At 50.2% G+C, this 25,427-nt stretch carries 21 protein-coding genes and 2 tRNA genes; 17 read left to right on the plus strand and 6 right to left on the minus strand.

Annotated features, from left to right (window positions below; all coding sequences use genetic code 11):
- Position 1 precedes the first annotated feature (1 nt).
- Positions 2 to 2,056, plus strand: a complete 2,055-nt coding sequence (locus tag BMY63_RS00845; RefSeq protein WP_091914125.1) for an alpha amylase C-terminal domain-containing protein — start codon at positions 2 to 4, stop codon at positions 2,054 to 2,056.
- 16 nt (positions 2,057 to 2,072) lie between these two features.
- Positions 2,073 to 3,224, plus strand: coding sequence for a DUF6057 family protein (locus tag BMY63_RS00850; RefSeq protein ID WP_091914127.1), 1,152 nt, complete (start codon positions 2,073 to 2,075; stop codon positions 3,222 to 3,224).
- A 52-nt stretch (positions 3,225 to 3,276) separates the two neighbouring features.
- Here the strand turns inward: BMY63_RS00850 and BMY63_RS00855 are convergent, their stop codons facing one another.
- From BMY63_RS00855 to BMY63_RS00870, 4 genes are all read right to left on the minus strand, one after another.
- Entirely contained in the window at positions 3,277 to 4,938 is a 1,662-nt protein-coding gene (locus tag BMY63_RS00855; protein ID WP_091914129.1) for an AMP-binding protein, read from the minus strand.
- 6 nt (positions 4,939 to 4,944) lie between these two features.
- Entirely contained in the window at positions 4,945 to 6,603 is a 1,659-nt protein-coding gene (locus BMY63_RS00860) for an AMP-binding protein (RefSeq protein ID WP_091914131.1), read from the minus strand.
- 126 nt (positions 6,604 to 6,729) lie between these two features.
- Positions 6,730 to 7,977, minus strand: a complete 1,248-nt coding sequence (locus BMY63_RS00865) for an ABC transporter permease (RefSeq protein ID WP_091914133.1) — start codon at positions 7,975 to 7,977, stop codon at positions 6,730 to 6,732.
- A gap of 29 nt (positions 7,978 to 8,006) precedes the next feature.
- Complete coding sequence (locus BMY63_RS00870) at positions 8,007 to 9,218, minus strand: pyridoxal phosphate-dependent aminotransferase (protein WP_091899300.1); 1,212 nt, start codon at positions 9,216 to 9,218, stop codon at positions 8,007 to 8,009.
- 168 nt (positions 9,219 to 9,386) lie between these two features.
- Between BMY63_RS00870 and BMY63_RS00875 the strand changes: the two genes are divergently transcribed.
- From BMY63_RS00875 to BMY63_RS00885, 3 genes are read left to right on the plus strand one after another with little or no spacing between them, the layout of a single operon-like run.
- Positions 9,387 to 10,715 carry a serine/threonine-protein kinase gene (locus tag BMY63_RS00875; protein WP_091914135.1) on the plus strand — a complete coding sequence of 443 codons (1,329 nt, stop codon included), beginning with the start codon at positions 9,387 to 9,389 and terminating at the stop codon, positions 10,713 to 10,715.
- Between the two features lie 35 nt (positions 10,716 to 10,750).
- Positions 10,751 to 11,233 carry a DUF4494 domain-containing protein gene (locus BMY63_RS00880; protein ID WP_091914137.1) on the plus strand — a complete coding sequence of 161 codons (483 nt, stop codon included), beginning with the start codon at positions 10,751 to 10,753 and terminating at the stop codon, positions 11,231 to 11,233.
- Position 11,234: 1 nt separating this feature from the next.
- Positions 11,235 to 11,909 (plus strand): YggS family pyridoxal phosphate-dependent enzyme, encoded by a 675-nt coding sequence (locus tag BMY63_RS00885; RefSeq protein WP_091914139.1) that lies wholly within the window; start codon positions 11,235 to 11,237, stop codon positions 11,907 to 11,909.
- Between the two features lie 3 nt (positions 11,910 to 11,912).
- Here the strand turns inward: BMY63_RS00885 and BMY63_RS00890 are convergent, their stop codons facing one another.
- Positions 11,913 to 12,755, minus strand: a complete 843-nt coding sequence (locus tag BMY63_RS00890) for an EFR1 family ferrodoxin (RefSeq protein ID WP_091914142.1) — start codon at positions 12,753 to 12,755, stop codon at positions 11,913 to 11,915.
- A gap of 826 nt (positions 12,756 to 13,581) precedes the next feature.
- On the opposite strand from BMY63_RS00890, the gene BMY63_RS00895 reads away from it, so the two are divergent.
- The 3 genes from BMY63_RS00895 to BMY63_RS00905 all read left to right on the plus strand — a co-directional run bounded on the left by BMY63_RS00895 (position 13,582) and on the right by BMY63_RS00905 (position 15,774).
- On the plus strand, positions 13,582 to 13,941 hold the full coding sequence (locus BMY63_RS00895) for a hypothetical protein (protein WP_091899306.1): 360 nt from the start codon (positions 13,582 to 13,584) through the stop codon (positions 13,939 to 13,941).
- Positions 13,942 to 14,041: 100 nt separating this feature from the next.
- Positions 14,042 to 15,046: a sensor histidine kinase gene (locus BMY63_RS00900; RefSeq protein WP_091914144.1), complete on the plus strand. Its 1,005-nt coding sequence runs from the start codon at positions 14,042 to 14,044 to the stop codon at positions 15,044 to 15,046.
- On the plus strand, positions 15,043 to 15,774 hold the full coding sequence (locus BMY63_RS00905; protein ID WP_091914146.1) for a LytR/AlgR family response regulator transcription factor: 732 nt from the start codon (positions 15,043 to 15,045) through the stop codon (positions 15,772 to 15,774). The genes BMY63_RS00900 and BMY63_RS00905 overlap by 4 nt, the downstream gene beginning before the upstream one ends.
- A 58-nt stretch (positions 15,775 to 15,832) precedes the next feature.
- Here BMY63_RS00905 and rho read toward each other — a convergent pair whose 3' ends face one another.
- Positions 15,833 to 17,758 carry a transcription termination factor Rho gene (rho, locus tag BMY63_RS00910; protein WP_091914148.1) on the minus strand — a complete coding sequence of 642 codons (1,926 nt, stop codon included), beginning with the start codon at positions 17,756 to 17,758 and terminating at the stop codon, positions 15,833 to 15,835.
- A gap of 362 nt (positions 17,759 to 18,120) precedes the next feature.
- Here rho and yihA point away from each other — a divergent pair, with 362 nt between their 5' ends.
- From yihA to glmS, 9 genes are all read left to right on the plus strand, one after another.
- A complete protein-coding gene (yihA, locus tag BMY63_RS00915; protein ID WP_091914150.1) occupies positions 18,121 to 18,723 on the plus strand; it encodes a ribosome biogenesis GTP-binding protein YihA/YsxC in 603 nt (200 codons plus the stop codon).
- Positions 18,724 to 18,798: 75 nt separating this feature from the next.
- Positions 18,799 to 20,619, plus strand: a complete 1,821-nt coding sequence (abc-f, locus tag BMY63_RS00920) for a ribosomal protection-like ABC-F family protein (protein ID WP_091914152.1) — start codon at positions 18,799 to 18,801, stop codon at positions 20,617 to 20,619.
- Positions 20,620 to 20,693: 74 nt separating this feature from the next.
- Positions 20,694 to 21,308, plus strand: a complete 615-nt coding sequence (recR, locus tag BMY63_RS00925; RefSeq protein ID WP_091914912.1) for a recombination mediator RecR — start codon at positions 20,694 to 20,696, stop codon at positions 21,306 to 21,308.
- Between the two features lie 2 nt (positions 21,309 to 21,310).
- Complete coding sequence (locus tag BMY63_RS00930; RefSeq protein ID WP_256218889.1) at positions 21,311 to 21,730, plus strand: hypothetical protein; 420 nt, start codon at positions 21,311 to 21,313, stop codon at positions 21,728 to 21,730.
- Positions 21,727 to 22,563 (plus strand): glycosyltransferase family 2 protein, encoded by an 837-nt coding sequence (locus BMY63_RS00935; RefSeq protein WP_091914154.1) that lies wholly within the window; start codon positions 21,727 to 21,729, stop codon positions 22,561 to 22,563. Before BMY63_RS00930 ends, BMY63_RS00935 begins: the two co-directional genes overlap by 4 nt.
- Positions 22,560 to 23,075: a GNAT family N-acetyltransferase gene (locus BMY63_RS00940; RefSeq protein ID WP_091914156.1), complete on the plus strand. Its 516-nt coding sequence runs from the start codon at positions 22,560 to 22,562 to the stop codon at positions 23,073 to 23,075. Before BMY63_RS00935 ends, BMY63_RS00940 begins: the two co-directional genes overlap by 4 nt.
- A 98-nt stretch (positions 23,076 to 23,173) precedes the next feature.
- Positions 23,174 to 23,247, plus strand: a tRNA-Asp gene (locus BMY63_RS00945).
- A gap of 29 nt (positions 23,248 to 23,276) precedes the next feature.
- Positions 23,277 to 23,350, plus strand: a tRNA-Asp gene (locus tag BMY63_RS00950).
- A gap of 172 nt (positions 23,351 to 23,522) precedes the next feature.
- A complete protein-coding gene (gene glmS / locus BMY63_RS00955) occupies positions 23,523 to 25,367 on the plus strand; it encodes a glutamine--fructose-6-phosphate transaminase (isomerizing) (RefSeq protein WP_091914158.1) in 1,845 nt (614 codons plus the stop codon).
- Positions 25,368 to 25,427 lie beyond the last annotated feature (60 nt).

Here is a 25,427-nt window from a genome sequence, read left to right on the forward strand (position 1 = left end):
TATGGCTACGAAGAAAGAGAAAGCTAAAAAGACTGTCGTCAAGGAACTCGCACATATCGGTCTCGTGGAGAACGACCCCTGGCTGGAACCGTATGAAGAGGCCATCCGCGGTCGTCATGACCATGCGTTATGGAAACTGAACCAGTTGACGCAGAATGGTAAGAAGAAGATCTCCGACTTTGCTACAGGACATCTTTATTATGGACTTCATAAATTGTCAAGAGGTTGGGTATTCCGTGAGTGGGCACCGAATGCGACGGATATCTACCTGATTGGTGACTTCAACAACTGGGCAGAGGACGAGAAATACCGTTGTAAGCGTATCGAGGGTACAGGAAACTGGGAATTGAAACTCTCGGAGAAAGCACTGAAGCACGGTGATCTTTATAAGATGAAGGTCAGGTGGAACGGAGGTGAAGGCGAGCGTATCCCGGCCTGGTGCCGTCGTGTGGTACAGGATGAGCAAACGAAGATCTTCTCTGCTCAGGTCTGGAATCCTGAGAAAAGATATGAGTTCAAGAAACAGAATTTCAAGCCCAAGAAGAACCCGCTGCTCATTTACGAGTGTCATGTCGGAATGGGACAGGATGCCGAGAAGGTAGGCACATATACCGAGTTCAAGGACAACGTACTGCCGCGAATCATCAAGGATGGTTATAACTGTATCCAGGTGATGGCCATTCAGGAACATCCCTATTACGGGTCGTTCGGCTATCATGTCTCGTCGTTCTTCGCTCCATCCAGCCGTTTCGGTACACCAGAGGAGCTGAAGGAACTTATTGATACAGCTCATAAGAACGGTATTGCTGTCATCATGGACATCGTTCACTCCCATGCTGTGAAGAACGAGGTTGAGGGACTCGGAAACCTGGCCGGTGATCCGAACCAGTTCTTTTATCCCGGTGACCGTCATGAGCATCCCGCCTGGGACTCGCTCTGTTTCGACTACGGTAAGGATGAGGTGCTCCATTTCCTGCTATCCAACTGCAAGTACTGGCTCGACGAGTTTAAGTTCGATGGCTTCCGCTTCGACGGTGTCACCTCCATGCTTTACTACTCGCATGGACTTGGTGAGGCTTTCGGGGGCTATGGCGACTATTTCAACGGTCATGAAGACGATAACGCCATCTGTTATCTGACATTGGCCAACAAACTCATCCATGAGGTGAACCCTCATGCCATCACGATTGCGGAGGAGGTATCGGGTATGCCCGGACTGGCCGCCAAGTTTGAGGATGGCGGTTATGGTTTTGACTACCGTATGGCCATGAATATCCCAGACTACTGGATTAAGACCATCAAGGAGGTGCGCGATGAGGATATCAACGTATGCTCCATCTTCTGGGAGGTTAAGAACCGTCGTCCCGACGAGAAGACCATCTCATACTGCGAGAGTCATGATCAGGCCCTTGTGGGTGATAAGACGATTATCTTCCGACTGGTTGATGCCGATATGTACTGGCACTTTGCAAAGAAGGATGTGAATGATATCGCCCAGCGCGGCATCGCCCTGCATAAGATGATCCGATTGGTGACGGTGGCCGCCATCAATGGCGGATATCTGAACTTCATGGGTAATGAGTTCGGTCATCCGGAATGGATAGACTTCCCGCGTGAAGGCAATGGCTGGTCGCATAAGTATGCCCGTCGGCAGTGGAACCTCGTGGATAACAAGGATCTCTGTTATCACTGGCTTGGCGATTTCGACCGTGAGATGCTGAAGGTCATCAAGTCTGTCCGTAATTTCCAGGATAAGCCTGTGGCAGAGATCTGGCACGACGATGGCGATCAGGTGCTCTGCTTCATGCGTGGCGATCTTGTTTTTGTTTTCAACTTCTCACCCACGCGTTCCTATACCGACTATGGCTTCCTGGTCCCGACAGGATCGTACGAGGTGGTTCTGAACACCGATGCCAAGGCGTTTGGAGGCAATGGGTTCGCTGATGACACGATCACCCACTTCACGAACTATGATCCTCTTTATGTGAACGAGCATAAGGAGTGGCTGAAGCTCTATATTCCGGCACGCTCTGCCGTGGTATTGAAGAAGGTGTAATATCTGTTTGAAATCTATGAATTATAATCGCTCTTCGAAAGGCAGTAACCCCATCTCCGTCCGTGTGATGTGTGCGGTGGTCTTCATCATCTTCTCGTTTGTCTGGCTTTACTTCTTTCAGGCCGACATCCTGACGATGACCCAACATGTGCTGAGTGGTGGTCTGACACATTATCATCGTTTCTGGGGAGCGGTTATCATTACCATAACGCTCTATCTCGTGCAGCTTCTGGTATACAGAATAGCTCACCTGAAGCGCCTTGGCCATGCGTTGACCTATGGGCCGTCGGTGCTGTTATTATCGATGTTGACCGATATCGGACAGAAGTTGGATACCGGTGTTGATATCGTGGCATCGTGGCATGTGATGCTGGTTGCCTTTATCGTATGGGTCTTCATTGTCTGTATCGCCCTTAAGTTGCAAGAGTTTGAAGATGATACTCCTTACGCTCTGTTCTCCCGTCCGATGTGGATCAACATGCTGACGATGTCGTTGATGATGATGTGGGTGGCATGGATCGGGAATACCGATGCTGTGTTCCATTATCGTATGAAGATGGAGAACCTCCTGTCTCAGGGCAACTATGGGCACGCCTTGGCTGTGGGGAAGAAATCGTTGGAGAGCGACGATCATCTGTTCATGCTCCGTATGTATGCGCTGGCACGGACAGATGGTTTGGGAGAGCATCTCTTTGAGTATCCGGTCGCAGGCAGTAGCAGTCTGATGCTCCCTTCTAATGGGAAAACCAAGATGTTGGTCTGTCCTGTCGACAGTCTCTATCGGTTCTTGGGGGCTCGTCCTGTTGGACAGATAGAGCCGGTACGCTATCTGAAACTGTTGCAGCGGAGAGACGCCGTCCCTCGGAAGGTGCTGGCCGATTATCTCCTTTGTGGCGATCTGATTGACAAGGACCTGGACCGTTTTGCCAAGGATATTCAAGACTATTATACGGTCAACGACAGTCTTCCTAAGCATTACCGTGAGGCGCTGATCCTTTATTCCCGTCTGCGTTCCAAGCCGGTGGTGGTCTACCACCATCCTGTGATGGATGAAGACTACGACAATCTCCAGGAACTGGAGAAAGGTTATCCAAACCAGACAGAGCGGAAGGGGAAGGTTGAAGAGCACTACCGCGGTACCTATTGGTATTATTATTGGTACGAATAATAAATGCCCTCCATTCGGAAGGCATTTATTCATGTATTGAAAGTGCTTGTCTTTACTTGTAGAGGTAACGTTTGATAGACCTCTTCGGTGTCTTTTCAAACTCCTGTTCGTGAATCTCGATCTCGGTGATCTTCTCGTAGGCGGGAATCATCTCGTTCAATCCATTACGGTTCTGTTCCATAATATTCTTGAGATCTTCCTCTGAGAATCCCATATTCTTGGCTTCTTCCATGTCAGGATGTACGAGAGCCACCAGTTTGTTGTCTCTCTGTACGACGATGCTCTCTACGACCATGGTCATCGAGTTCAGCTTATCCTCGATCTCCTCGGGATAGATGTTCTGGCCGTTTGGACCAAGGAGCATGTTCTTCGACCGACCGTTGATGAACACGTTTCCGTCGGCATCCATGGTGCCAAGATCTCCCGTGTGGTACCATCCGTCACGATCGATGGTCTCGGCCGTAGCTTCCGGGTTCTTGTAATAACCCAGCATCACGTTCGGTCCTTTCGTCAGGATCTCACCGGGCACACGCTGTGGGTCGGGCGATGCGATCTTCACCTCCTGATGCAGGGCTGCACGCCCGCAAGAGCCGGGCGCAAAGGTCTTCCAGTCACGGTAGCAGATGATCGGAGCACACTCCGTAGCACCGTAACCGACGGTATAGGGGAAGTCTATCCGTTTCAAGAACTGTTCCACCTCTTGGTTCAGGGCAGCGCCGCCGATGATGACCTCATACAGTCTTCCGCCAAAGGCCTTGAGCACTTCTTGACAGATCTTCTCGCGCACCTTCTTGGAGATAACCGGCATCTGCAGCAGCAGGCGCATGCGGTTGTTCTGGATCTTCGGGAACACCTTCTTGCGGATGATCTTCTCAATGATCAGCGGTACGGCGATGACGATGACCGGCTTGATCTCTGCCAGTGCCTGTGCAATGATGGCAGGCGAGGGGATACGGTTCAGGTAGTAGACATGACAACCGTAGTTGAACTCGAAGAGGAACTCGAAAGCCATGCCGTACATGTGAGCCATCGGCAGCATGGATATGATACGGTCACCAGGCTTGAGCTGCTTCCCAAGTACGTTGACAGCGAAGGCATAGTTCGACCAGAGGGCACGGTATGGAATCATCACACCCTTGGAGAACCCGGTAGTACCGGAGGTGTAGTTGATCACCGCCAGTTCCTCGGGACTCTGTTCTACGTAATAGCTGACATGCTGCTTACGGAAATATTTCGGGAATTTCTTTCCATAGAGTTCGTTCAGATGCTCACGTGCATAAGTCAACTTATCCGTACGACTGATCATCAGTGAGTAGTCGGGGTTGTTGATGATACCCTCCAGGGTCGGCATGGCCTGCGGATCGATGATCGTCGCCACATGGTCGCCCACGAACAGCAGTCTGGCCTCCGAGTGGTTCACGATATTATGAATCTGCTCGGCATTGAACTCATGTAGGATAGGCACAGCCACGGCTCCATAGGTGAGCGTGGCGATGAAGGCCACAGCCCATTGTGAGGAGTTACGGCCGCAGAGCGCGATCTTGTCGCCCTTCTGGATGCCACTGTTTTCAAAGAGAATGTGTAGTTTCTCGATTTTTCTTGCTACATCATGGAACTGTAGCGTCTGTCCTTTGAAGTCGGTCAGTGCGTCACGATCCCAATTGTCGATGATACTCTTCTGGATGAGAGCGTTGAAGCTAGGTATTTGTTCCATATGTGATTAGTTATTCTTATATAGGTAGCGTTTGATACTCTTCTTTGGTGTCTTCTCAAACTCCTGTTCTTGGAGTTCAATAGCAGAGATACGGCTGTAGACAGGTAGCGTATTGTTCAGCTCCTGACGGTTCTGCTCCATGATGTTCGCCAGTTCCTTCTTGCTGAAGCTGACCACCTCGTCTTTGTCGGGATAGACCAGTGCCACTAGCTTGTCGCCACGCTGTATGACAAGACTCTCAGATACCATGACCATCGCGTTGAGCTTATCCTCGATCTCCTCGGGATACACGTTCTGTCCATTGGCGCCGAGCAGCATGTTCTTGATACGTCCCCGGATGAAGATATGTCCGTCTTCCGACATCGTTCCGAGGTCACCGGTGTGATACCAGCCCTCTTCGTCGATGGCGGCATCCGTAGCCTCCTGGTTCTTGAAGTAGCCAGTCATGAGGTTCGTACCTCGGGTAACAATCTCACCGGGAATGTTCTGTGGATCGTTGCTTAGGATGCGCACCTCCATACGGTCAACAGGTGTACCGCATGAACCGCTGATGAATTCCTTATAGTCGCTGAACGAGATCAGAGGCGCACATTCGGTCGTACCGTAACCGACGGTGATGGGGAAGCCGATGGAGAGGAGGAACTCCTCCACCTCTTTTGATAAGGGCGCACCACCGACGATGACCTCATAGAGGTTGCCGCCGAAGGCATTATACACCTCCTGACAGATATGTTTCTTGACTTTCTTGCTGACCACCGGCATGGCAAGCAGCAGTCTGACGCGGTTGTCTTGTATCTTCGGGAACACCTTTTTACGGATGATCTTCTCGATGATCAGTGGCACGGTGATGATGACCGATGGCTTCACCGTGGCAAAGGCCTCTGCGATGATGGCCGGTGACGGCAGACGGGTCAGGAAGAACAGGTGACAGCCGTTGCAGAATCCGAACAGGAACTCGATGGCCATACCATACATGTGAGCCATGGGCAGGATGCTGAGCATGTTATCGCCCCGCTTCACGTTCTTGCCCAGCACACGTATCACAAACTCGATGTTTCCCCACAGTGTGCGATAAGGCAGCATGACACCCTTCGAGAAGCCTGTGGTACCACTGGTATAGTTGATCAGTGCCAGTTCCTCGGCCTCATCCACATGGTAGCTCACATGCTCTGCACGGAAGGCTCTCGGGTACTTACTGCCGAACATCATGTTCAGATGTTCACGGGCATAGGTGACCTTCTCCGAGCGAGAGATCATCAGTGAGAAGTCGGGGATATTGATGATAGCCTCCAATGCCGGCATCGCTTCTGGATCGATGGTCTTCACGGCAAAGTCGCCAATGAACAATAACTTTGACTCGGAATGGTTGACGATATTCTGGATTTGTTCTCCGTTGAACTCGTGCAGGATCGGCACGGCGACGGCGCCATAGGTGAGTGTGGCAAGGAAGGCGACGGCCCAATGGGCTGAGTTACGTCCGCAGAGAGCGATCTTATCACCTTTCTGAACACCGCTGTTCTCAAAGAGAATATGTAATTTTTCGATTTTACGTGCTACATCGTGAAATTGGAGGGTAATACCCTGGTAGTCTGTCAACGCATCCTGATTCCAGTTGTCTATGATTGCTCTTTGTATATATGCATTAAAACTGCTAAAGTTTTCCATTGAAATTGCACAAATTTTGAAATTTTGTGCAAAGGTATACAATTATCTGCACATTTCAAAAAAAAATGTGCAATATTTTAGTCGGTAGGAGAAAAAAAACAATATAGGTGATGAATCGGACAGCTATTATTCGTACCTCATCGATTTGGCCGGGTGGATATGAGAGATCAGATAGCTCGGAGCGATGAGCACGAACACGCATATCAGTAGGGTGGCGACGTTGATGAGCAATATCAGAAGGATGTTCAGTTCCATGGGCGCCTTACTGACATAATAGGTCTGCGGATCCAGGGCGATGATGCCTGTATAGTTTTGTAACAGTACGATGCCGACACCTATTATATTACCCCAGAACAACCCCTGTCCGATGATGAAGACGGAGAACCAGAGGAAGGTATGTCTGATGGTGTCGTTCCTGGCACCTACCGCCTTGAGGATACCGATCATCTGCGTGCGTTCGAGGATGATGATGAGCAAACCGCTGATCATCGTGAAGCCTGCCACGCATACCATCAGGAACAGGATGATCCAGACGTTGATGTCGAGCAGTTCAAGCCAAGAGAATACCTGAGGGTACACCTCGTAGATGGTTTGTGTGGTGAAGGTGTTACCGATGCGGTCGCTGCTACGGTTCACCTGTTCGATGAATCGGTCTTCTGTCTGGTCCAGCGTCTCCAGATTGTCCACGCTGACCTCGATGCCCGAGCAGATGTCTTTCTCCCAACCGTTGATGCGGTTGACAGTATGTAGGTCCGTGAAGCACAGGTTCTCATCGAAGCGCGTCATGTTGGTCTGGTAGATGCCACATACCGTGTATCTGCGCGTCCTCACATCATCGCCGTCGAAGAAATAGGCAAACACCTTATCTCCGCTCTTCAGCCTCAGCTTGTCGGCAATCATCTTTGAGAGAAGCAGTTGGTAGCGGCTGGTAGAGTCGCTGAACTGTGGGATGTCGCCCGATACCAGATTGGATTTCAGGAACTGTGTGTCGTATTCTTGTCCGATGCCCTTGAACACGATACCCAGGAAGTCGTCGTCGGTCTTCAGAAGTCCTTGTGTATAAGAGTACCGCTCAGCATGCCTGACACCTTCAATATGCTGAAGGACGTTCATGACACTGTCGTCGGCACAGATGACATAAGGATCGGATGTGTTGTAGCTGAGGATATTATGTACCTGTATATGACCGCCGAACCCTACCACTTTGTCGCGTATGGTATGCTTGAAGCCCAGGATGACGGATACCGTGACGATCATGACGGCCAGTCCGATGGCTACACCGACGGTAGCGATACGGATAGCCGGACGACTCACTTTCCGCTTGTCGCCCTCGTCACTGTATATGCGCCTGGCTATGAATAAGGGTAGGTTCATGTCGAACAGCTAACGGTCATCAGCAAAGACTAATAACCAGCATCCTCTGTTCTTCCCGGATAGGCCTCCAGTGCCTTCCGCAGAACGACGAGTGCCCGCTCCAGATCTTTCTTCTTCAGCACGTAGGCGATACGTACCTGATTGATGCCGGCACCGGGAGTGGTATAGAAGCCTGCGGCAGGAGCCATCATCACCGTCTCGCCCTCGTACTCGAACTCCGACAGACACCAGCGGCAGAAAGCCTCGGCATCGTCGACGGGCAGCTTCGCTACGGTATAGAAGGCACCCATGGGAATTGGTGAGTAGACACCGGGGATGCGGTTCAGACCATCGATCAGACATTTACGACGCTCCACATACTCATCGTACACGTCACGGTAATACTCCTCCGGAGCATCCAAAGAGGCCTCAGCGACAATCTGTCCGATGAGGGGAGGAGAGAGACGGGCCTGACAGAACTTCATCACGGCCTTTCTGACCTCTGCGTTCTTCGTGATCAGCGCACCGATGCGGATGCCGCACTCAGAATAGCGTTTCGATACGGAGTCGATCAGGATCACGTTCTGCTCGATACCTTCCAGATGGCAGGCCGAGATATAGGGCGATCCTGTGTAGATATATTCGCGGTACACCTCATCGGAGAAGAGGTACAGATCGTATTTCTTGACCAGGTCACGGATCTGGTTCATCTCGCGGCGGGTATAGAGATAACCTGTCGGGTTGTTCGGGTTGCAGATCATGATGGCACGGGTGCGCTCGTTGATCAGCTCCTCGAACTTCTCCACCTTCGGCAACGAGAAACCTTCCTCGATGGTGGTGGCGATGGTACGGATCTTGGCGCCCGCCGAGATGGCGAAAGCCATATAGTTGGCATATGCTGGTTCTGGCACGATGATCTCATCGCCCGGGTTCAGACAGGACAGGAAGGCGAAGAGTACCGCCTCACTTCCTCCTGAGGTGATGATGATGTCATCAGCGGTGACATTGATATTGTACTTGGCGTAATAGTCCACCAGTTTCTCGCGGTAGCTCTGATAGCCTTGCGACGGTGAGTATTCCAGAATCTCACGGTCGATCTGCTTGAGTGCATCAAGTCCTACCTGCGGTGTGGGCAGGTCTGGTTGACCGATGTTCAGGTGATACACCTTTGTTCCTCTTTTCTTGGCGGCAACGGCCAGAGGGGCGAGTTTCCTGATAGGTGACTCGGGCATCTCAAGGCCGCGTACTGAAATTTCAGGCATCTTCTTTAGTTTTTATTTCGCTTCTAGCTTTTATCTTATATGTAAAAGTCGCTGCAAAGGTAACACAATTTATCGTAAATCTCTGCAATCTGTCTTCAAAAATTTGTGTTTCTCAGATTTTATATGTACTTTTGCCCGACAAAATCAAACAAAAGACAATTCTGTACGATGAATTTCGAGGAATTATTAAACACACGTGACATTCGTAAGACCACGAAGGTGCGCTTGCCCTATGGCTATTTCTACAAGCGTCTTATCGACGGGAAGTATTCTAATTTCGTGGAGTTTCATGATGATGTGGCTGACAACATCGCTTTCAGCAGTTGTGTGAAGCGTGAGTGTGAGGCTGTGGAGAAGATCGCCCATGCAGGACAGCTCCGTTTTACGCCGAACGTCGGTGAGGGTGGCATCTATGCCATTGCCGTCGAGGTGGGTCATTTCATCACCATGGAGCAACTGTTGAACGAGGAGCCCTCGGTCGTCGCCAGAAAAGACTTTATCAGTGGTACGCTGCGCGACCTGTTTGATTTGACTGCCCTTTTGCATGAGCAGGAGATCTATCATGTCTGTTACGCCCCGTCGAATATCCTGGTACGGAAGAAAGACCAACAGGTGTGCTTGCTCTGTCACGGTTCGTTCTACCAGCGACTGGATCAGGATGTGCTGTACGACGGTGTCGAGGATTATGTGGCCCCCGAGGTGTTCGAGGGTGGTGCCATCGATGCACGTACCGATGTGTATTCCCTTGGAAAGTTCATCGCCTGGCTCTATGAGTCGTCGGGCCTGCCCATGGAACTGAAGGGCGTCGTGGAGAAAGCCACGGCAGAGGATCCCGAGAAGCGCTATGCCACTGTCGAGGCCATGCGCCATGCCATCAACGCCCGTCGTAACATGCGTCGCTCCGGTGTGATGGCGGCTGTCGCCCTGACTGTCGCCCTGATTATCGTGGGCTTGTTCTTCTACCTATTGCCAAGTCCCGATCCGGTGGAGTACGTGCAGCCTGTCGATGAACCCATTCCCGACGAGATGCTCGAGGAGGACATGGAGGCCCTGTTGGGTATTGGTGCCGATGCCGACTCGGCAGCCCTGGCGGGTATCGTCGTGAAGGAACAGCTTAAGAACGACTCACTGGGTTATAGCGAAGGAAAGATGCGTGAGTATAATGCCAAGGCGGAGGCCATCTTCCGTAAGCAGTTCTCCAAGGCTGCCGACGCCATCATCTCAAGTGTATATACCCCGTCGAACATGAGTGGCTCAGCCAATGCCTTTGCCGCCAAAAACTCGTGGATGACGGAGGAGCTCGCGAAGAAACAGAAGGAGCTGATGGAGCTCTCAGGACTCAGTTCCGAGCATACACAGCGTGTGGCCTCAGAGATCATCGAGCAGATCACGCAGAAGAAGCGTGAGGCGCTCGACAAGGATTATATGGGTATCAAGAAGCAGAAAGACGAACAGGAGTCGTCTGCCAGGAGAGTGCCCGGTGATAACAAGAAATAGAGATTCAAAGAATAGAGAAAAACATCAATTACAAAATGAGAAGCAGAACAGCAAATTGGTTTGAGTGCAAGATCCGTTACGAGAAGGTGATGGAAGACGGCTTGCAGAAAAAAGTAAACGAGAGTTATGTGGTTGACGCCCTGAGCTTCAGTGAGGCCGAAGAGCGTATTATCGAGGAGATGTCCTCATATATCAGCGGAGAGTTCGACGTGGCCGATATCAAGAAGGCTGCCTATAAGGAGATCTTCTTCGACGACTCCGATATGGCCGACAAATGGTACAAGGCCAAGATACAGTTTATCACCATCGACGAGAAGACCGAGAAGGAGAAGCGCTCCAGCGTCACCTATCTGGTGCAGGCAGGCTCGTTCAACGGGGCTGTGAAGAATATCGACGAGGTGATGGGTGGCACGATGATCGACTATGTCATTGCTTCGGTGGCTGAGACCACGCTGATGGATGTCTTCGAGTATAAGAAGACTGATAAAAAAGACGACAAACCGGAATACGAGCAATAAGATGGACTACGACGTAAAAGGTCATTTGCATCAGATTCTAGACACATTGCCACAGGGTGTACGCCTTGTGGCAATTTCCAAGTACCACCCCAACGAATATATTGAGGCGGCTTATGAGGAGGGACAGCGTGTTTTCGGCGAGAGCCATGAACAGGAACTCCGTCAGAAGCACGAACAGTTGCCCCAGGATATCGAGTGGCATTTTATCGGTCATCTGCAGACCAATAAGGTGAAATATATCGCACCGTATGTGTCAATGGTCGAGGCTGTTGACTCATTGAAGCTCCTGAAAGAGATTAACCGTCAGGCGGAGCGTTGCGACCGGGTCATCAAGGTACTTCTGGAACTGCATATCGCCGAGGAGTCCACGAAGTACGGACTCACCCTCGACGCTTGTCGCGAGCTGCTCGAAGACGGTGAGTGGCGCGAGATGAAGCATGTGCAGATCTGTGGACTGATGATGATGGCCTCGTTCGTGGACGACCAGCAGCAGATACGTCGTGAGATGCAGACGGCCGCCGACTTCTTCGACGAGGTCAAAGCGAAATATTTTGCGGATGACGAGGCCTTCTGTGAACGCTCATGGGGCATGAGCGACGACTATCTCATTGCCCTGGACACCCGTAGTACGATGGTGCGTATCGGCACCACGATCTTCGGTCCCCGGGTCTATTAAAGGCTAATGGCCAAAGAAATACTGGCCCCGCTTCCTGGTGATCTTGCCGTAGTTGACGGCATGCACGGGACAGTGGTGGTAGCATGCCAGACAACAGGTACACTTTCCGTTATGTAGCCATACGGGGGGTGTACCTTCTATATTGTCCACAGGACACACCTTCTTGCACTTGCCGCAGCCGATGCACTTGTCGGCATCCACGGTGAACTTCCTGTCCGTGATCATCCGTTGGTTGAAGTAACCGCCGATCACGTACGAGTAGAGTCGGGGAGTGGCCCCTTTCTCCAGCTCCACGATGCCGCGCTTCTGGTCTTTCAGTATGCTGATGATATGGTGCAGCTGTCGCTGGGCGTTCTCGATCTTCATGGCCTCTTTCTCCTCGGTGTCGGTATACATGAACGGCAGACAGACATACGATTCCGGCATGATCACAGAGAACTGTGTCTCGGCCGTGAGCGACCGGCCCTCGGCATCACGCAGATGAGGGTTCGCAGCCAGTTCCTTGTTCAGGATGGTCATCGCCTCACCCATATTGTCGCCGCATGTCGTCAGTGCCCAACAGAAATGGGCATCGGCCGACGGTCTCTCGCTGAAGCGCAGGCTCCTGATGAAGTCGCGCACGATCCTTGGTGGCTGCCAACCGTGTGTCGGGAAACAGAAGCCGATACGCTCACCCTCGTGGAGCGTGAACGAATACCGTTGCTCACGGATCATGTCCGGGATAAACAACAGTTCTTCTTTCAGAGCCTGGCCGATCTGCTCGGCCACCCATCGTGTATTACCAGTACCGGAGAAATAGAATATCATGGTCGTACAGTTACTTCTTGTCGGTTGCAAAGATACCATTTTCTTTTCAAACAACGGTCACATTTGGGGAAATATCTCTTTTCGCTGGTTTGTTTTATTTTGACAAACGACCTCTCATAACTCTCGTGGCAGTCAGGAACCGCCAATCGACCCTCATATACGTGAGTTTTGACGTATTTTTGTATTTATCTGATAATAAGCGTGTTAAGGTGGTGTATGAAAGAGGTGGCATCTTTCGTTCGAAGAGATAGGCCCTATGAGTCATTCAGATAGGCTTTACGAGTGAAAGAGATAATCCCTTATAGGGTATAGAGATCATCCCTTTCACTCGTAAGTGCCATTCCTTACAGTCGTGGAGATAATCTCTTTAACCGTAAGATGCCGGGTCTGTCGACGATAAGGCCAAGGTATGTCGTACCTGGCCCTTTTCCCTGTCAAAACCAGGCTAAAAAGGCCTTTTTCATCCCCTCCGTCTTCTCTCTTTCATACCTTTATCCCTTCACTTTTTTAGGCACTTTTTCATGACAAAAACTTGTAATCATAGACTGAAAGTTTTTTTTCAACTCTCACAAGCCTTGCGAAGATTTTGAGGATTGGAATTTGTTTCGTACCTTTGTCGGCAAACTCATGAAGTATGGGAGAAGATCAAAATAAGCTGTTGGATTTTGGCTCTGTAAAAGATACCATGCAGGGCATCATCAAGGTGATAGGTGTCGGCGGCGGAACTTAAACGTCGAAACGCAGAGGGGCAAACGTCGAAACTGATTTTGTGGCAGAAGATGTACTTCATACCTTTGCATCGTCGGAAGACAATAACAGGTCGGAAGACGAAAACATGTTATTAACTTATAAAGCAAAGGAGAATATGAAAAAGAAGATTTTAGCCCTCGTGGCAATGGTTATGATGGCAATGAGTGCCAGTGCACAACAGCAGTTCAGTCACGAAAGTCCGGAGGTCTTTGACCGCATGGCTTCTTATCTCGAGCTCACAACAGATCAGATTAAGCCCGTGATGACAGCCATCGAACAACTTAGAGTCTCATTGGCATCGCTCTTCCAGGCGCAGGATCCTACAGGGGCATGGGAGAAGATTGAAGCTAAGCATAAGGAGACGATGAAGCAGTTGTTGACTGAGAAGCAGTATGAGAAGTACGAGAAGATGTTCGATCTGACAGCGAAGAATACGATGGTGCGGGTGCAGGAGATGCAGATAATGCCACAATGATCCTAATGGATTCATACTTAAGTTTTTTCGTCTCTCCTACGTAAAGAATATGTGGGAGAGATTTTGGTAATTCGGAAAGAATAATTATCTTTGCAGACAAATGAGAAGAATACAGAAGAAAGACATATGGCTGTTTATGGCGCAGGTCCTGCTGCTTTCGCTGATCGTGCTATCGCCAGGGCTTGTCAGCTTCATCACTAGCAGGGACTCTAAGCAGGTGTTCGACGCGCTTTCGATCTCGTTCTACTTCCTGGCTCCTATCGTGGTTGTCTACCTGGTGAATTTCTATCTGTTTTCTCGATGGCTCTGGTTCCGCCAGCACTACTTGCTATTTGGTCTTGCCAACGTGCTGTTGGTGGTTGTCCTCAACTCGCCGATTCTGTTCTATGATATCAGCAACCTGCCCGAGATCGCACGTGCTGGCTTTATCTCGTTTATGATCATATCATTGCTGATCAATCTGCTGGCTATATTCATGGCCCTGACTATCCATTATGTGATACGACAGACCGAAAAGAAGCAAAAGGCTGTGGAGTCTGAGCTGGCATGGCTGAAGAACCAGATCAATCCGCATTTCCTCTTTAATACCCTCAATAACATCTCTAGTCTGACGCATATCGATGCCGATGAGGCCCAGGATGCCGTGATGCAGCTGAGCGACCTGCTGCGCTATGCGATGTATGAGACCAATAAGCCGAAGGTGCCGCTGGAGGGGGAGGTGGAGTTTATGCGTAATTATATCGACCTGATGAAGCTACGCACCAATGAGATGACGACTGTCGGCGAAGAAATAGAGATGGAGGATGGCAGCCTGGAGGTGGCTCCGCTGCTCTTCATCTCACTTGTCGAGAACGCTTTCAAGCATGGCATGAACAGTAATGCACCGGCGGTCATCAAGATCAGTCTGGTACAGAAAGGCGACACGCTGGTCTTCTCCTGCGATAACACCAACAATCCCAAGCCAACCAAAGACCGTAGTGGTTCGGGTATCGGACTGGAGAACACCCGTCGTCGTCTGGAGCTGCTGTATCAGGGGCACTACCAGTGGGAACAGACCATCACGCCGGAGAATATCTATCATGTAAAGATCACTCTGCAACTATGAGACCTATAACCTGCATGATTGTCGATGACGAGCCCTTGGCAGTGCGCCTGCTGGAGTCTTACGTAGAGAGGACGCCTGAGCTGCAACTGATGGCTTCGTATACAGACTCCATCACTGCCATCAACGCCATCAAGGCACAGAAACCGGAATTGTTGTTCCTCGATATTCAGATGCCTAACATCGACGGTATGGAACTGGCTCATATCCTGCCAGAGGATACTCGTGTGGTGTTTACTACCGCTTTCAAGGAATATGCCTTTGAGAGCTACGAGGTGAATGCGCTCGACTTCCTGTTGAAGCCTGTCAGATACAATAAATTCCTGGCCTCGGTCGAAAAGGCACGAAAGGCACTCGATATGTCTCAGGCAACGGCTCTGTCCACGCCCCAGCATCCCAATACCATCTTCATCCGTGTGGATGGTGAATGGAGGAACATTCCTATAGAGCAGATCGTCTATGTGAATGGGATGAAAGACTATGTGCTTTTCTGTCTCGACAACCTGCCCAGACCGCTGGTCACTCATCTGACGATGAAAGCCGTAGAGGACATGTTACCTAAAGACAAATTCCTCCGTGTTCACCGGTCGTATATCGTCGCTGTCGATAAGATCCGCAAGGTAGACCGTAACGACTGTATCTATATCGGTGACGAGGTGATACATGTGCCTGACGGTTACTTGCAGGCTTTCCGTCAGTTCCTCGAATCTCGTGCTATAGAAAGGAAGTAAGGGGAAAGGTAAGGAAAGAAAAAAGTCACATCTTGTGAGATGTGACTTTTTATATTGATTATCCGTTCATCGAGAGGAGGAACTCCTCGTTGTTCCGCGTGGTGACCAGTCGGTCGCGGATGGTGTTCATGGCCTCGATGGGGTTCATCTCGGCAATGAACTTGCGGATGATCCACATGCGGTTGAGCGTGGTGTCGTCGTGCAACAGATCGTCGCGACGTGTAGACGACTGTACCAGGTCGATAGCCGGGAAGATACGCTTGTTGGAGAGTGAACGGTTGAGCTGGATCTCGGAGTTACCTGTACCCTTGAACTCCTCGAAGATCACCTCGTCCATCTTAGAACCGGTATCTACCAGGGCAGTGGCGATGATCGTGAGCGAACCGCCTCCCTCGATATTACGGGCAGCACCGAAGAAGCGCTTGGGCTTCTGTAGGGCGTTGGCGTCGACACCACCGGTGAGCACCTTACCAGAGGCAGGGGCCACGGTGTTATAGGCGCGGGCCAGACGAGTGATAGAGTCGAGGAAGATGACCACATCGTGACCGCACTCTACCATGCGCTTGGCTTTCTCGAGTACGATACCGGCGATCTTCACATGACGGTCGGCTGGCTCGTCGAAGGTAGAGGCGATAACCTCGGCATCGACGGTGCGGGCCATGTCGGTAACCTCCTCAGGACGCTCGTCAATGAGCAGCATCATGATATAAGCCTCGGGATGGTTGGCAGCGATGGCATTGGCGATATCCTTCATGAGGATGGTCTTACCGGTCTTGGGCTGGGCCACGATCAGGGCACGCTGACCTTTACCGATCGGTGAGAAGAGGTCGACAATACGTACGCTCGGATTGGTGGTACCCTTATCGCCACAGAGGGTGAACTTCTCGTCGGGGAAGAGTGGGGTGAGGTGCTCGAAGGCCACACGGTCGCGCACTTCAGACGGCTCACGGCCGTTGATGAGTTTCACCGTAGAGAGGGCGAAATACTTCTCACTGTCGTGAGGAGGACGGACGGTGCATTCTACCACGTCACCGGTCTTCAGACCGTATTTCTTAATCTGCTGCTGAGACACATAGATATCGTCGGGCGACGACAGATAGTTGTAGTCGGAGCTACGGAGGAAACCATAGCCGTCGGACAGGCACTCGAGTACACCGTTACCAGTGATGATATCGGAGAAGTCGTACTTCGGAGCGCTCTGTGACTTAGAGATAATGGGGTCGTCGTTCTGCTGCTGAACGACGGGACGGTCGAACATGTCGAGCGTCGGGATGGCAGCCTGATCCTCGATGGGGATGTCGAGCACGGTGATGAAATCGGTGCCGTCGCCCGGATCACCTTCCCAGATGTCATCGTCGCTATATTCCATGGCATCCGACTTCGGCAGTTCCTCATGATGGCTCATCTTCTCCTGCAACTCGGCAATGCGGTTGGCGGTCTCTGGATCCTCCTGCTCGCCGGCAGCGAAATCAGCAGCCTCGGGAACCACGTCGGTGATTCCACCGATCTCTGCTGTGCCGGTGGCTGTATCCGGAGATACGGCCTCTATAGCAGCCTTAGCGGCTGCCTCCTTTTCAAGTTCTGCCTTTGACTTTCTGCCACGACGCTTAGGGGTCTTGGCGGGCTCCTCTTCTGTGGCCTTAGCGGCTGCCTCAGGAGCGGGGGCGCTGACGGGGGCATCGCTGAACAATGAGGGACTCTCGGTCTTCTTCGGGATGCGTTTGTTCTTGGCATCCAGATTCTCACCGTCCTTACCTTTCACGGAATATACATGATTGGAGTCTTTCTTGACAATACGGGTTCTCTTCCTCTTGGGAGAGTCTTCTGCAGGCTCAGAGCTGGCGCTGTTTTCAGCGGCCTTGTCGATGATGGCATAGATGACATCATCCAACGCGCTGTCCTGTGATACTTTAATACCTAATTGGTTGGCGATATCCATCAACTGGGGTATCTCCATTGATTCTAATTCTTCTTTCGTATACATATACTAAAATGGGTATAAATTCTGATTGGGAATTTAAATGTTGTGATTGGGAAATGCTTCACGGACGGAAACATTTGTTTTGAAAACGATGCAAAGGTACGGATTATTTCCGAATTCACCAAATTTTCTTTTAAAAAATTGCATTTCGCTCACTTATTCGTACCTCTGACACTCCATGTCTAAAGTACTTCCGTTCGGAAATGAAAAGAAAAACAAGTTTTCCTTTTGCATTTCGCTCACTTATTCGTACCTTTGACACTCCATGTCTAAAGTACTTCCGTTCGGAAATGAAAAGAAAAACAAGTTTTCCTTTTGCATTTCGCTCACTTATTCGTACCTTTGTCGGCAAAAATATAAGGAGTATGGAAATCAAGAAAGCCGAATTCACACTGAGTGCTCCCATGGAGTCGATGTGTCCTAAGGACACGAAGCCTGAGTACGCGTTTATCGGTCGGTCGAATGTGGGGAAGTCGAGCCTGATTAATATGTTGACAAACAACAAGAAGTTGGCTAAGACCTCGGCCACTCCTGGTAAGACCATGCTGATTAATCATTTCATTATTAATAATGAGTGGTATCTCGTCGACCTGCCTGGTTATGGATATGCCAAACGATCGAAGAAAGATGTGCAGAAACTAGATCAGATGATCAATGGTTATATCTTGCAACGGGAACAGTTGGTGAACGTGTTCCTGTTGGTGGACATCCGATTGGAGGCACAGAAGATTGACTTGGATTTCATACAGTGGCTTGGGGCTAGTAGCGTTCCTTTCGCTATTGTCTTCACGAAGGCCGACAAGTTGTCGGCAACGAAGGTGAGTCAGAACGTGGAAGCCTATAAAAAGGTGCTGAGCGAGACTTGGGAGGAGATGCCTCCGATGTTCGTTACGTCGGCAGAGAAGAAACAAGGACGCGACGAGATCCTGGATTATATTGAAAACATTAATAAAGAATTGAAGGGGTAGTCCTTCGACAAGCTCAGATAGTATCTCCGGAATACGGGTGTCTGAACTTGTCGAAGAACTGCCGATGCAGAGAATATGGCGAAAGATACACCATACCTTGACGTACAACAGTTGACGAAGTCGTTCGGCTCGCTGGTGCTTTTTGAGAACATCAGTTTTTCCGTTGCCGAGGGACAGAAAGTGGGACTGATAGCGAAAAACGGTACGGGAAAGTCGACACTCCTCTCCATACTTTCCGGTAAGGAAGGTTATGACTCGGGCGAGATCATCTTCCGGCGCGACTTGAAGGTGGGTATGTTGGAACAGACACCTGCCTTCGACCCGACAGAGAGCGTGCTCGATGCCTGCTTCAATCATCAGGGTGATCCGGAGAAGGTGCTGAAGGCCAAACAGATTCTGACACAACTGAAGATCCGTGACCTGCAACAGCCAATGGGACAGCTTAGTGGCGGCCAGCAGAAACGTGTGGCACTAGCCAACGTGCTTATCACCGAGCCCGACCTGCTCATCCTTGACGAGCCGACCAACCATCTGGATCTAGAGATGATTGAGTGGTTGGAGGGTTTTCTGAATCGGGGCAATAAGACTCTGCTGATGGTGACCCACGACCGTTTCTTCCTGGACAGGGTCTGTTCGGTGATCCTCGAACTCGACGACCGCACCATCTATACCTATCGCGGTAACTACAGCTATTATCTGGAGAAACGACAGGAGCGTATCGACAACCGTCGGGCGGAGATTGCCCGGGCCAACAACCTGTATCGCACGGAATTGGAGTGGATGCGACGTATGCCGCAGGCCCGAGGGCATAAGGCGCGTTACCGTGAGGAGGCCTTCTACGAACTAGAGAAGGTGGCTAAGCAACGGATGGAGGAAAGACAGCTGCGACTGAAATCACGTAACGTTTATATTGGTTCGAAGATCTTTGAGTGCCAATATGTGAGTAAGATTTTCCCGCCTCGTCCTGACAAAGAGGGACAGGGGGAGCCGCTGGTAATCCTGAAGGATTTCTACTATAATTTCTCGCGCTTTGAGAAGATGGGCATCATCGGCAACAACGGCACGGGAAAGTCGACATTTATCAAAATGCTTCTGGGAATGGTTCCGCCCGACAGCGGTAAGTTCGATATAGGCGATACCGTACGGTTCGGCTATTTCTCACAGGAAGGATTGCAGTTCGACAACGAGCAGAAGGTGATCGATGTCGTGAAGGATATTGCCGAATACATAGACATGGGAGGCGGCAAGCACCTGACGGCGTCGCAGTTCTTGCAGTATTTCCTGTTCACTCCCGAACAACAGCATAATTACGTCTATAAGCTCTCGGGCGGTGAAAGGCGCAAGCTCTATCTCTGTACGGTGCTGATGAGAAACCCGAACTTCCTGGTGCTTGACGAGCCGACGAACGATCTTGATATCGTGACGCTTCAGATACTGGAGGAATATCTGCAGGACTTCCCCGGTTGTGTGATCGTGGTCAGTCATGACCGTTATTTCATGGATAAGGTGGTGGATCATCTGCTGGTGTTCAAAGGTGAAGGCGACATCCAGGATTTCCCCGGCAACTATACTCAATACCGCCAGTGGCAGGTCCTTCAACCTCAGGAGATGGCACAGCAGAAAGTTTCGACTCCTGTCAAGGAACAGAAGGGGCGCAGAGACGGTCAGGTCCAGGAAAGACGTAAGATGAGTTTCAAGGAGAAACGGGAGTTCGAACAGCTCGAGAAGGAGATAGCTGCCTTGGAGAAAGAACAGCATCAGTTGGAAGAGGCGCTCTGTAGTGGGACGCTCTCTGTAGAGGAGCTGACAGAGAAAAGCAAACGGCTGCCACTGCTGAAGGACGAGCTCGACGAGAAGTCTATGCGGTGGCTGGAACTGAGTGAGATAGAGAAATAACCCTTCGACAGGCTCAGGGACCGTGAGGGCTGTGCGTATGTCAGGCTTGTCTAAGCAAAATTAATAAAGAAATGATACAACAACAATATCCGTCGCAATTGTTAGAGAGGGCAGTATCGGAATTTTCCAAACTACCCGGTATCGGGCGCAAGACTGCGCTCCGGCTGGTGTTGTGGATGCTCCGTCAGGACGATGCCGACGTGGAACAGTTCGCCGAGGCCGTCAGACTTCTGAAACGGGAGGTGAAATACTGCCACACTTGTCATAATATCAGTGATACGGATACCTGTCCAATCTGTTCTGATCCGCGTCGTGATGCATCGCTCATCTGTGTCGTAGAGAATATTCAGGATGTGATGGCCATAGAGAACACCCAACAATTCAATGGCTTATACCATGTGCTGGGAGGTATTATCTCACCGATGGATGGCATCGGACCGAGTGATATTGAGGTGGAGTCGCTGGTACAACGGGTGAAGGACGGTGGTGTGCAGGAGGTGATTCTGGCATTGAGTCCGACGATGGAGGGTGACACCACCAACTTCTACCTGTACCGTAAGTTGGCCGCCTATGACGTGAAGATCAGTGTGATCGCACGAGGCGTTTCTGTGGGCAACGAACTGGAATATACCGATGAGGTCACGCTCGGGCGCTCTATTACCAACCGTATATTATTTGAAGAGAAATAGACATGAAAAAGACCCAGAGGATCCTGATGGTGGTGTTCATCGCCATCCTGACTATGGCACTGCTTTTGGTGGTGCTCTATGAGAATGATATCATGGAGGCCGGTAAGATGGCTGACAAGAAACAGGATGAGTTCTTCGCTCTGACCATCCTGGAGTTGGCTTCGCTGGCCGGTGTGGTGCTTGCATTACGACTGTTTAAGTTCAAGTGCATCCATAACGAGCTGGTGACACAGAAGGCACCTGCTCTCCTCAAGTGGGGACTGATGCGACTGGCACTGTTGGAGTTGCCGATGGTCTCTAATACCTTTTTCTATTATATGTTCATGAACCCGGCATTCGGTTATATGGCCATCATCCAGTTACTCTGCCTGCCGTTTATCTATCCCAGCATGAACCGCTGCATCGCTGAGACCGAGGAATGAAACTGAGCGTCGTCATCGTCAACTATAACGTGCGCGACTATCTCAGGCAGAGTCTGGATAGTATACGACGGTCTCTTGAGGAGATTGGTGGTGAGGTGTTTGTCGTCGATAACGCTTCGCAGGACGATAGCGTGGAGATGATACGGAAAGACTATCCGTGGGTGCGACTGATTACGAACACGGAGAACTTAGGTTTCTCGAAAGCGAATAATATCGCCATTCGTCAGACTGTTGGGGAGTATGTCCTGTTGCTGAATCCTGACACCGTCGTCGGAGATGGTACACTGCAGGGTGTCATCAACTTCATGGACAGTCACCCGAAAGCTGGTGGAGCAGGGGTGAGGATGCGTCTTGGAGACGGAACGGTCGCCCCGGAATCACGACGTGCCTTACCGACGCCCTGGGTGGCATGCCTGAAGATGTTGGGATTGACGAGGCGTTATTATATGAGTGATCTGTCGTGGGATGAACCGGGGCGGATTGAGGTGATCAGCGGCGCTTTCTGTATGCTGCGCCGACAAGCCCTCGACGCGGTGGGACTGCTCGACGAAGACTTCTTCATGTATGGCGAGGATATTGATCTGTCGTACCGTCTGCTGAAGGGTGGTTGGGAGAATTGGTATCTGCCGTATGATATCATCCACTTTAAAGGGAAATCGACCCAGAAGACCGACTTCCGCTACGTGCATATCTTCTATCAGGCCATGCTCATCTTCTTCCGCAAACACTACGGCCATCTCAGTGTCTTCTATACCGTCCCTGTGAAGACTGCCATCTATTTCCGTGCGGCTATCGCACTGACCGATATACTCCGTAAAAAACTCCATTTATGAACTGCAAAGAACCGACCATCCGCCTGCGGGCTATCGAACCAGAAGACCTGGATCTGCTCTACCGGATAGAGAATGATGTGAGACTATGGAATGTGGGCACCAGTAATGTGCCGTATTCAAGATATACACTGCACGACTACGTGGCTAACGCCTCGGACGATATCTATGTGGACCGGCAGGTGAGGATGATGATCGAGAATGAGAATGGTGAGGTGGTCGGTATCGTGGATATCGTCAACTTCGATCCTGCCAACCGACGGGCAGAGGTGGGACTGATCATTCTTAATGCCCACCGTCGACAGGGCTATGCTGCTAGTACGCTGCGCCAGATCTCTGATTATGCCCTGAAGGTACTCCATCTGCACCAGTTGTTCGCCTTCGTTGATGTGAGAAACGATGCCTCGCTCTGTCTGTTCCAGAAAATGGGCTATCAGGCATCGGTCGTGATACGTGACTGGCTGTACGATGGGACGGAATACAGCGATGCTAAGATGATGCAGCTCGTTTTTTAGTTTTTTTCCGGATGAAAGAGAAAAAAATCCGAAAAATGTTTTGTCAATTCGGATTTTATTCATACCTTTGCACCCGCTAATAAGAAAGAGTGCTTTCTGGTGCGTTAGTTCAGTAGGTTAGAATGCCTGCCTGTCACGCAGGAGGTCACGAGTTCGAATCTCGTACGCACCGCACTTTTCAAAATAAGAACATAGCACTCTGGTGCGTTAGTTCAGTAGGTTAGAATGCCTGCCTGTCACGCAGGAGGTCACGAGTTCGAATCTCGTACGCACCGCAAAGACTCATCTGGTTTGCCAGATGAGTCTTTCTTTTTGTCTGTCTGATGGCGTTTTGTTACTTTTTTCGTGTTTTTACTAACAAAAGTCTATAAAAGTTTGCGTTTGTGCGACATTTTTTGTAATTTTGCAGCCAAAATAACACAAACAGCATATTGTTAGAGTGATATTATGTGTGGAATCGTAGGATACATCGGGAAGAAGGATGCCTTTCCTATATTGATTAAAGGTCTTAGGAGATTAGAATATCGCGGCTACGATAGTGCCGGTGTGGCGCTGATCAATAACGACGGTAAACTGAATGTCTGTAAGACGAAAGGAAAAGTCGATGCTTTAGTTGAATATTGTAGTGATAAGAATGTGAGTGGTACTGTCGGTATTGCTCATACTCGTTGGGCTACTCATGGTGAGCCTTCTTCTGTCAACGCTCATCCACACTATTCAGAGAGTCATAACTTAGCCATCATTCATAATGGCATCATCGAAAACTATGCCGAACTGAAAGAGAAGTTGAAGGCCAAGGGTGTTCAGTTTGTTTCGGATACTGACACAGAGGTGCTTGTGCAACTGATCGAGTATATCAAGGAACATAAGCAATTGGATTTGCTTACTGCCGTCCAAGTGGCTCTCTATCAGGTGATTGGCGCCTATGCCATCGCCATTCTCGACAAACGTGATCCTGATCAGATTATTGCTGCTCGGAAACAGAGCCCACTGGTGGTTGGTATCGGCGATGATGAATTCTTCCTCGGTTCAGATGCCAGTCCGATCGTTGAATATACTGATAAGGTAGTATATCTCGAGGACGGTAATATCGCGATGATACGTCGTGGCGAGGAATTGCATGTTGTCAGTATTCTTGGTGAAGAACAAGAATTGACCGTGAAGACGGTTGATATTGATCTCGGGCAGATAGAGAAAGGTGGTTATCCGCATTTTATGCTGAAAGAGATCTTCGAGCAGCCGGAGTGCTTGACGAACTGTATGAGAGGTCGTGTTAATGTTGAGGCAAATCATGTAACATTATCCGCACTAATCGATTATCGTCGTCAGTTGTTGAACGCAAAACGTGTAGTGATAGTGGCCTGCGGTACTTCATGGCATGCAGGACTGATTGGCAAGCAGATGTTTGAGACGCTGGTGCGTATCCCCGTGGAGGTGGAGTATGCCAGTGAATTCAGATACAGGAATCCGGTTGTTAATAAAGATGATGTGGTAATTGCAATCTCACAGAGCGGTGAGACGGCTGATACATTGGCGGCCGTGCAGCTTGCCAAGGAGAGGGGTGCTTTCATTTATGGCGTATGTAATGCTATCGGCTCTTCTATCCCAAGGGCAACAGATACGGGTACCTATATACACGTGGGACCAGAAATCGGTGTCGCATCGACAAAGGCCTTCACGGGACAGGTGACTGTCCTGACGATGATTGCTCTGGCTTTGGCAGAGGCTAAGGGGACGGTTAAGCGTGAGGAATACCTGAAGATTGTCAAGGGACTTAGTGAGATTCCTGATAAGATACGGGAGGTTCTGAAGACCAACGAGAAGGTGGCAGATCTTGCGCGTACCTTTACTTATGCGCATAATTTCCTCTATCTCGGACGCGGATTCAGTTATCCGGTGGCATTGGAAGGAGCGTTGAAGCTGAAAGAGATTTCCTATATCCATGCGGAGGGCTATCCCGCTGCAGAGATGAAGCATGGACCGATTGCGCTGATCGATTCGGATATGCCGGTGGTTGTGATAGCCACACATAATGCAATGTACGAGAAGGTACTGTCGAACATTCAGGAGATCAAGGCTCGTCAGGGTAGGGTTATCGCCCTTGTGTCGAAGGGCGACGATACCATCTCCAAGATTGCCGACGAGGTTATAGAACTACCCGACGTCCTGGAATGTCTAGAACCGTTGGTGGCTACAATCCCCCTACAGTTGTTGGCATATCATGTTGCTGTTTGTAAAGGAAAAGATGTCGACCAACCAAGAAATCTGGCAAAGTCGGTGACAGTAGAATAGAAACAAGGGCGATTCGTTTTTTAACGTTTCGCCTTTTTTATAGAAAATGATACTTACGTT

The sequence above is a fragment of the Prevotella aff. ruminicola Tc2-24 genome (assembly GCF_900110895.1).
Classification (GTDB): domain Bacteria; phylum Bacteroidota; class Bacteroidia; order Bacteroidales; family Bacteroidaceae; genus Prevotella.

Coding starts and splice junctions, on each gene's coding strand:
- BMY63_RS00885 (WP_091914139.1), top strand. CDS start 11,235: ATGGACTACGACGTAAAAGGTCATTTGCATCAGATTCTAGACACATTG.
- BMY63_RS00935 (WP_091914154.1), top strand. CDS start 21,727: ATGAAACTGAGCGTCGTCATCGTCAACTATAACGTGCGCGACTATCTC.
- rho (WP_091914148.1), bottom strand. CDS start 17,758: ATGTATACGAAAGAAGAATTAGAATCAATGGAGATACCCCAGTTGATG.
- BMY63_RS00865 (WP_091914133.1), bottom strand. CDS start 7,977: ATGAACCTACCCTTATTCATAGCCAGGCGCATATACAGTGACGAGGGC.
- BMY63_RS00930 (WP_256218889.1), top strand. CDS start 21,311: ATGAAAAAGACCCAGAGGATCCTGATGGTGGTGTTCATCGCCATCCTG.
- BMY63_RS00855 (WP_091914129.1), bottom strand. CDS start 4,938: ATGGAACAAATACCTAGCTTCAACGCTCTCATCCAGAAGAGTATCATC.
- BMY63_RS00900 (WP_091914144.1), top strand. CDS start 14,042: ATGAGAAGAATACAGAAGAAAGACATATGGCTGTTTATGGCGCAGGTC.
- BMY63_RS00895 (WP_091899306.1), top strand. CDS start 13,582: ATGAAAAAGAAGATTTTAGCCCTCGTGGCAATGGTTATGATGGCAATG.
- BMY63_RS00860 (WP_091914131.1), bottom strand. CDS start 6,603: ATGGAAAACTTTAGCAGTTTTAATGCATATATACAAAGAGCAATCATA.
- BMY63_RS00870 (WP_091899300.1), bottom strand. CDS start 9,218: ATGCCTGAAATTTCAGTACGCGGCCTTGAGATGCCCGAGTCACCTATC.
- BMY63_RS00940 (WP_091914156.1), top strand. CDS start 22,560: ATGAACTGCAAAGAACCGACCATCCGCCTGCGGGCTATCGAACCAGAA.
- BMY63_RS00880 (WP_091914137.1), top strand. CDS start 10,751: ATGAGAAGCAGAACAGCAAATTGGTTTGAGTGCAAGATCCGTTACGAG.
- BMY63_RS00850 (WP_091914127.1), top strand. CDS start 2,073: ATGAATTATAATCGCTCTTCGAAAGGCAGTAACCCCATCTCCGTCCGT.
- BMY63_RS00890 (WP_091914142.1), bottom strand. CDS start 12,755: ATGGTATCTTTGCAACCGACAAGAAGTAACTGTACGACCATGATATTC.
- yihA (WP_091914150.1), top strand. CDS start 18,121: ATGGAAATCAAGAAAGCCGAATTCACACTGAGTGCTCCCATGGAGTCG.
- BMY63_RS00875 (WP_091914135.1), top strand. CDS start 9,387: ATGAATTTCGAGGAATTATTAAACACACGTGACATTCGTAAGACCACG.
- glmS (WP_091914158.1), top strand. CDS start 23,523: ATGTGTGGAATCGTAGGATACATCGGGAAGAAGGATGCCTTTCCTATA.
- abc-f (WP_091914152.1), top strand. CDS start 18,799: ATGGCGAAAGATACACCATACCTTGACGTACAACAGTTGACGAAGTCG.
- BMY63_RS00845 (WP_091914125.1), top strand. CDS start 2: ATGGCTACGAAGAAAGAGAAAGCTAAAAAGACTGTCGTCAAGGAACTC.
- BMY63_RS00905 (WP_091914146.1), top strand. CDS start 15,043: ATGAGACCTATAACCTGCATGATTGTCGATGACGAGCCCTTGGCAGTG.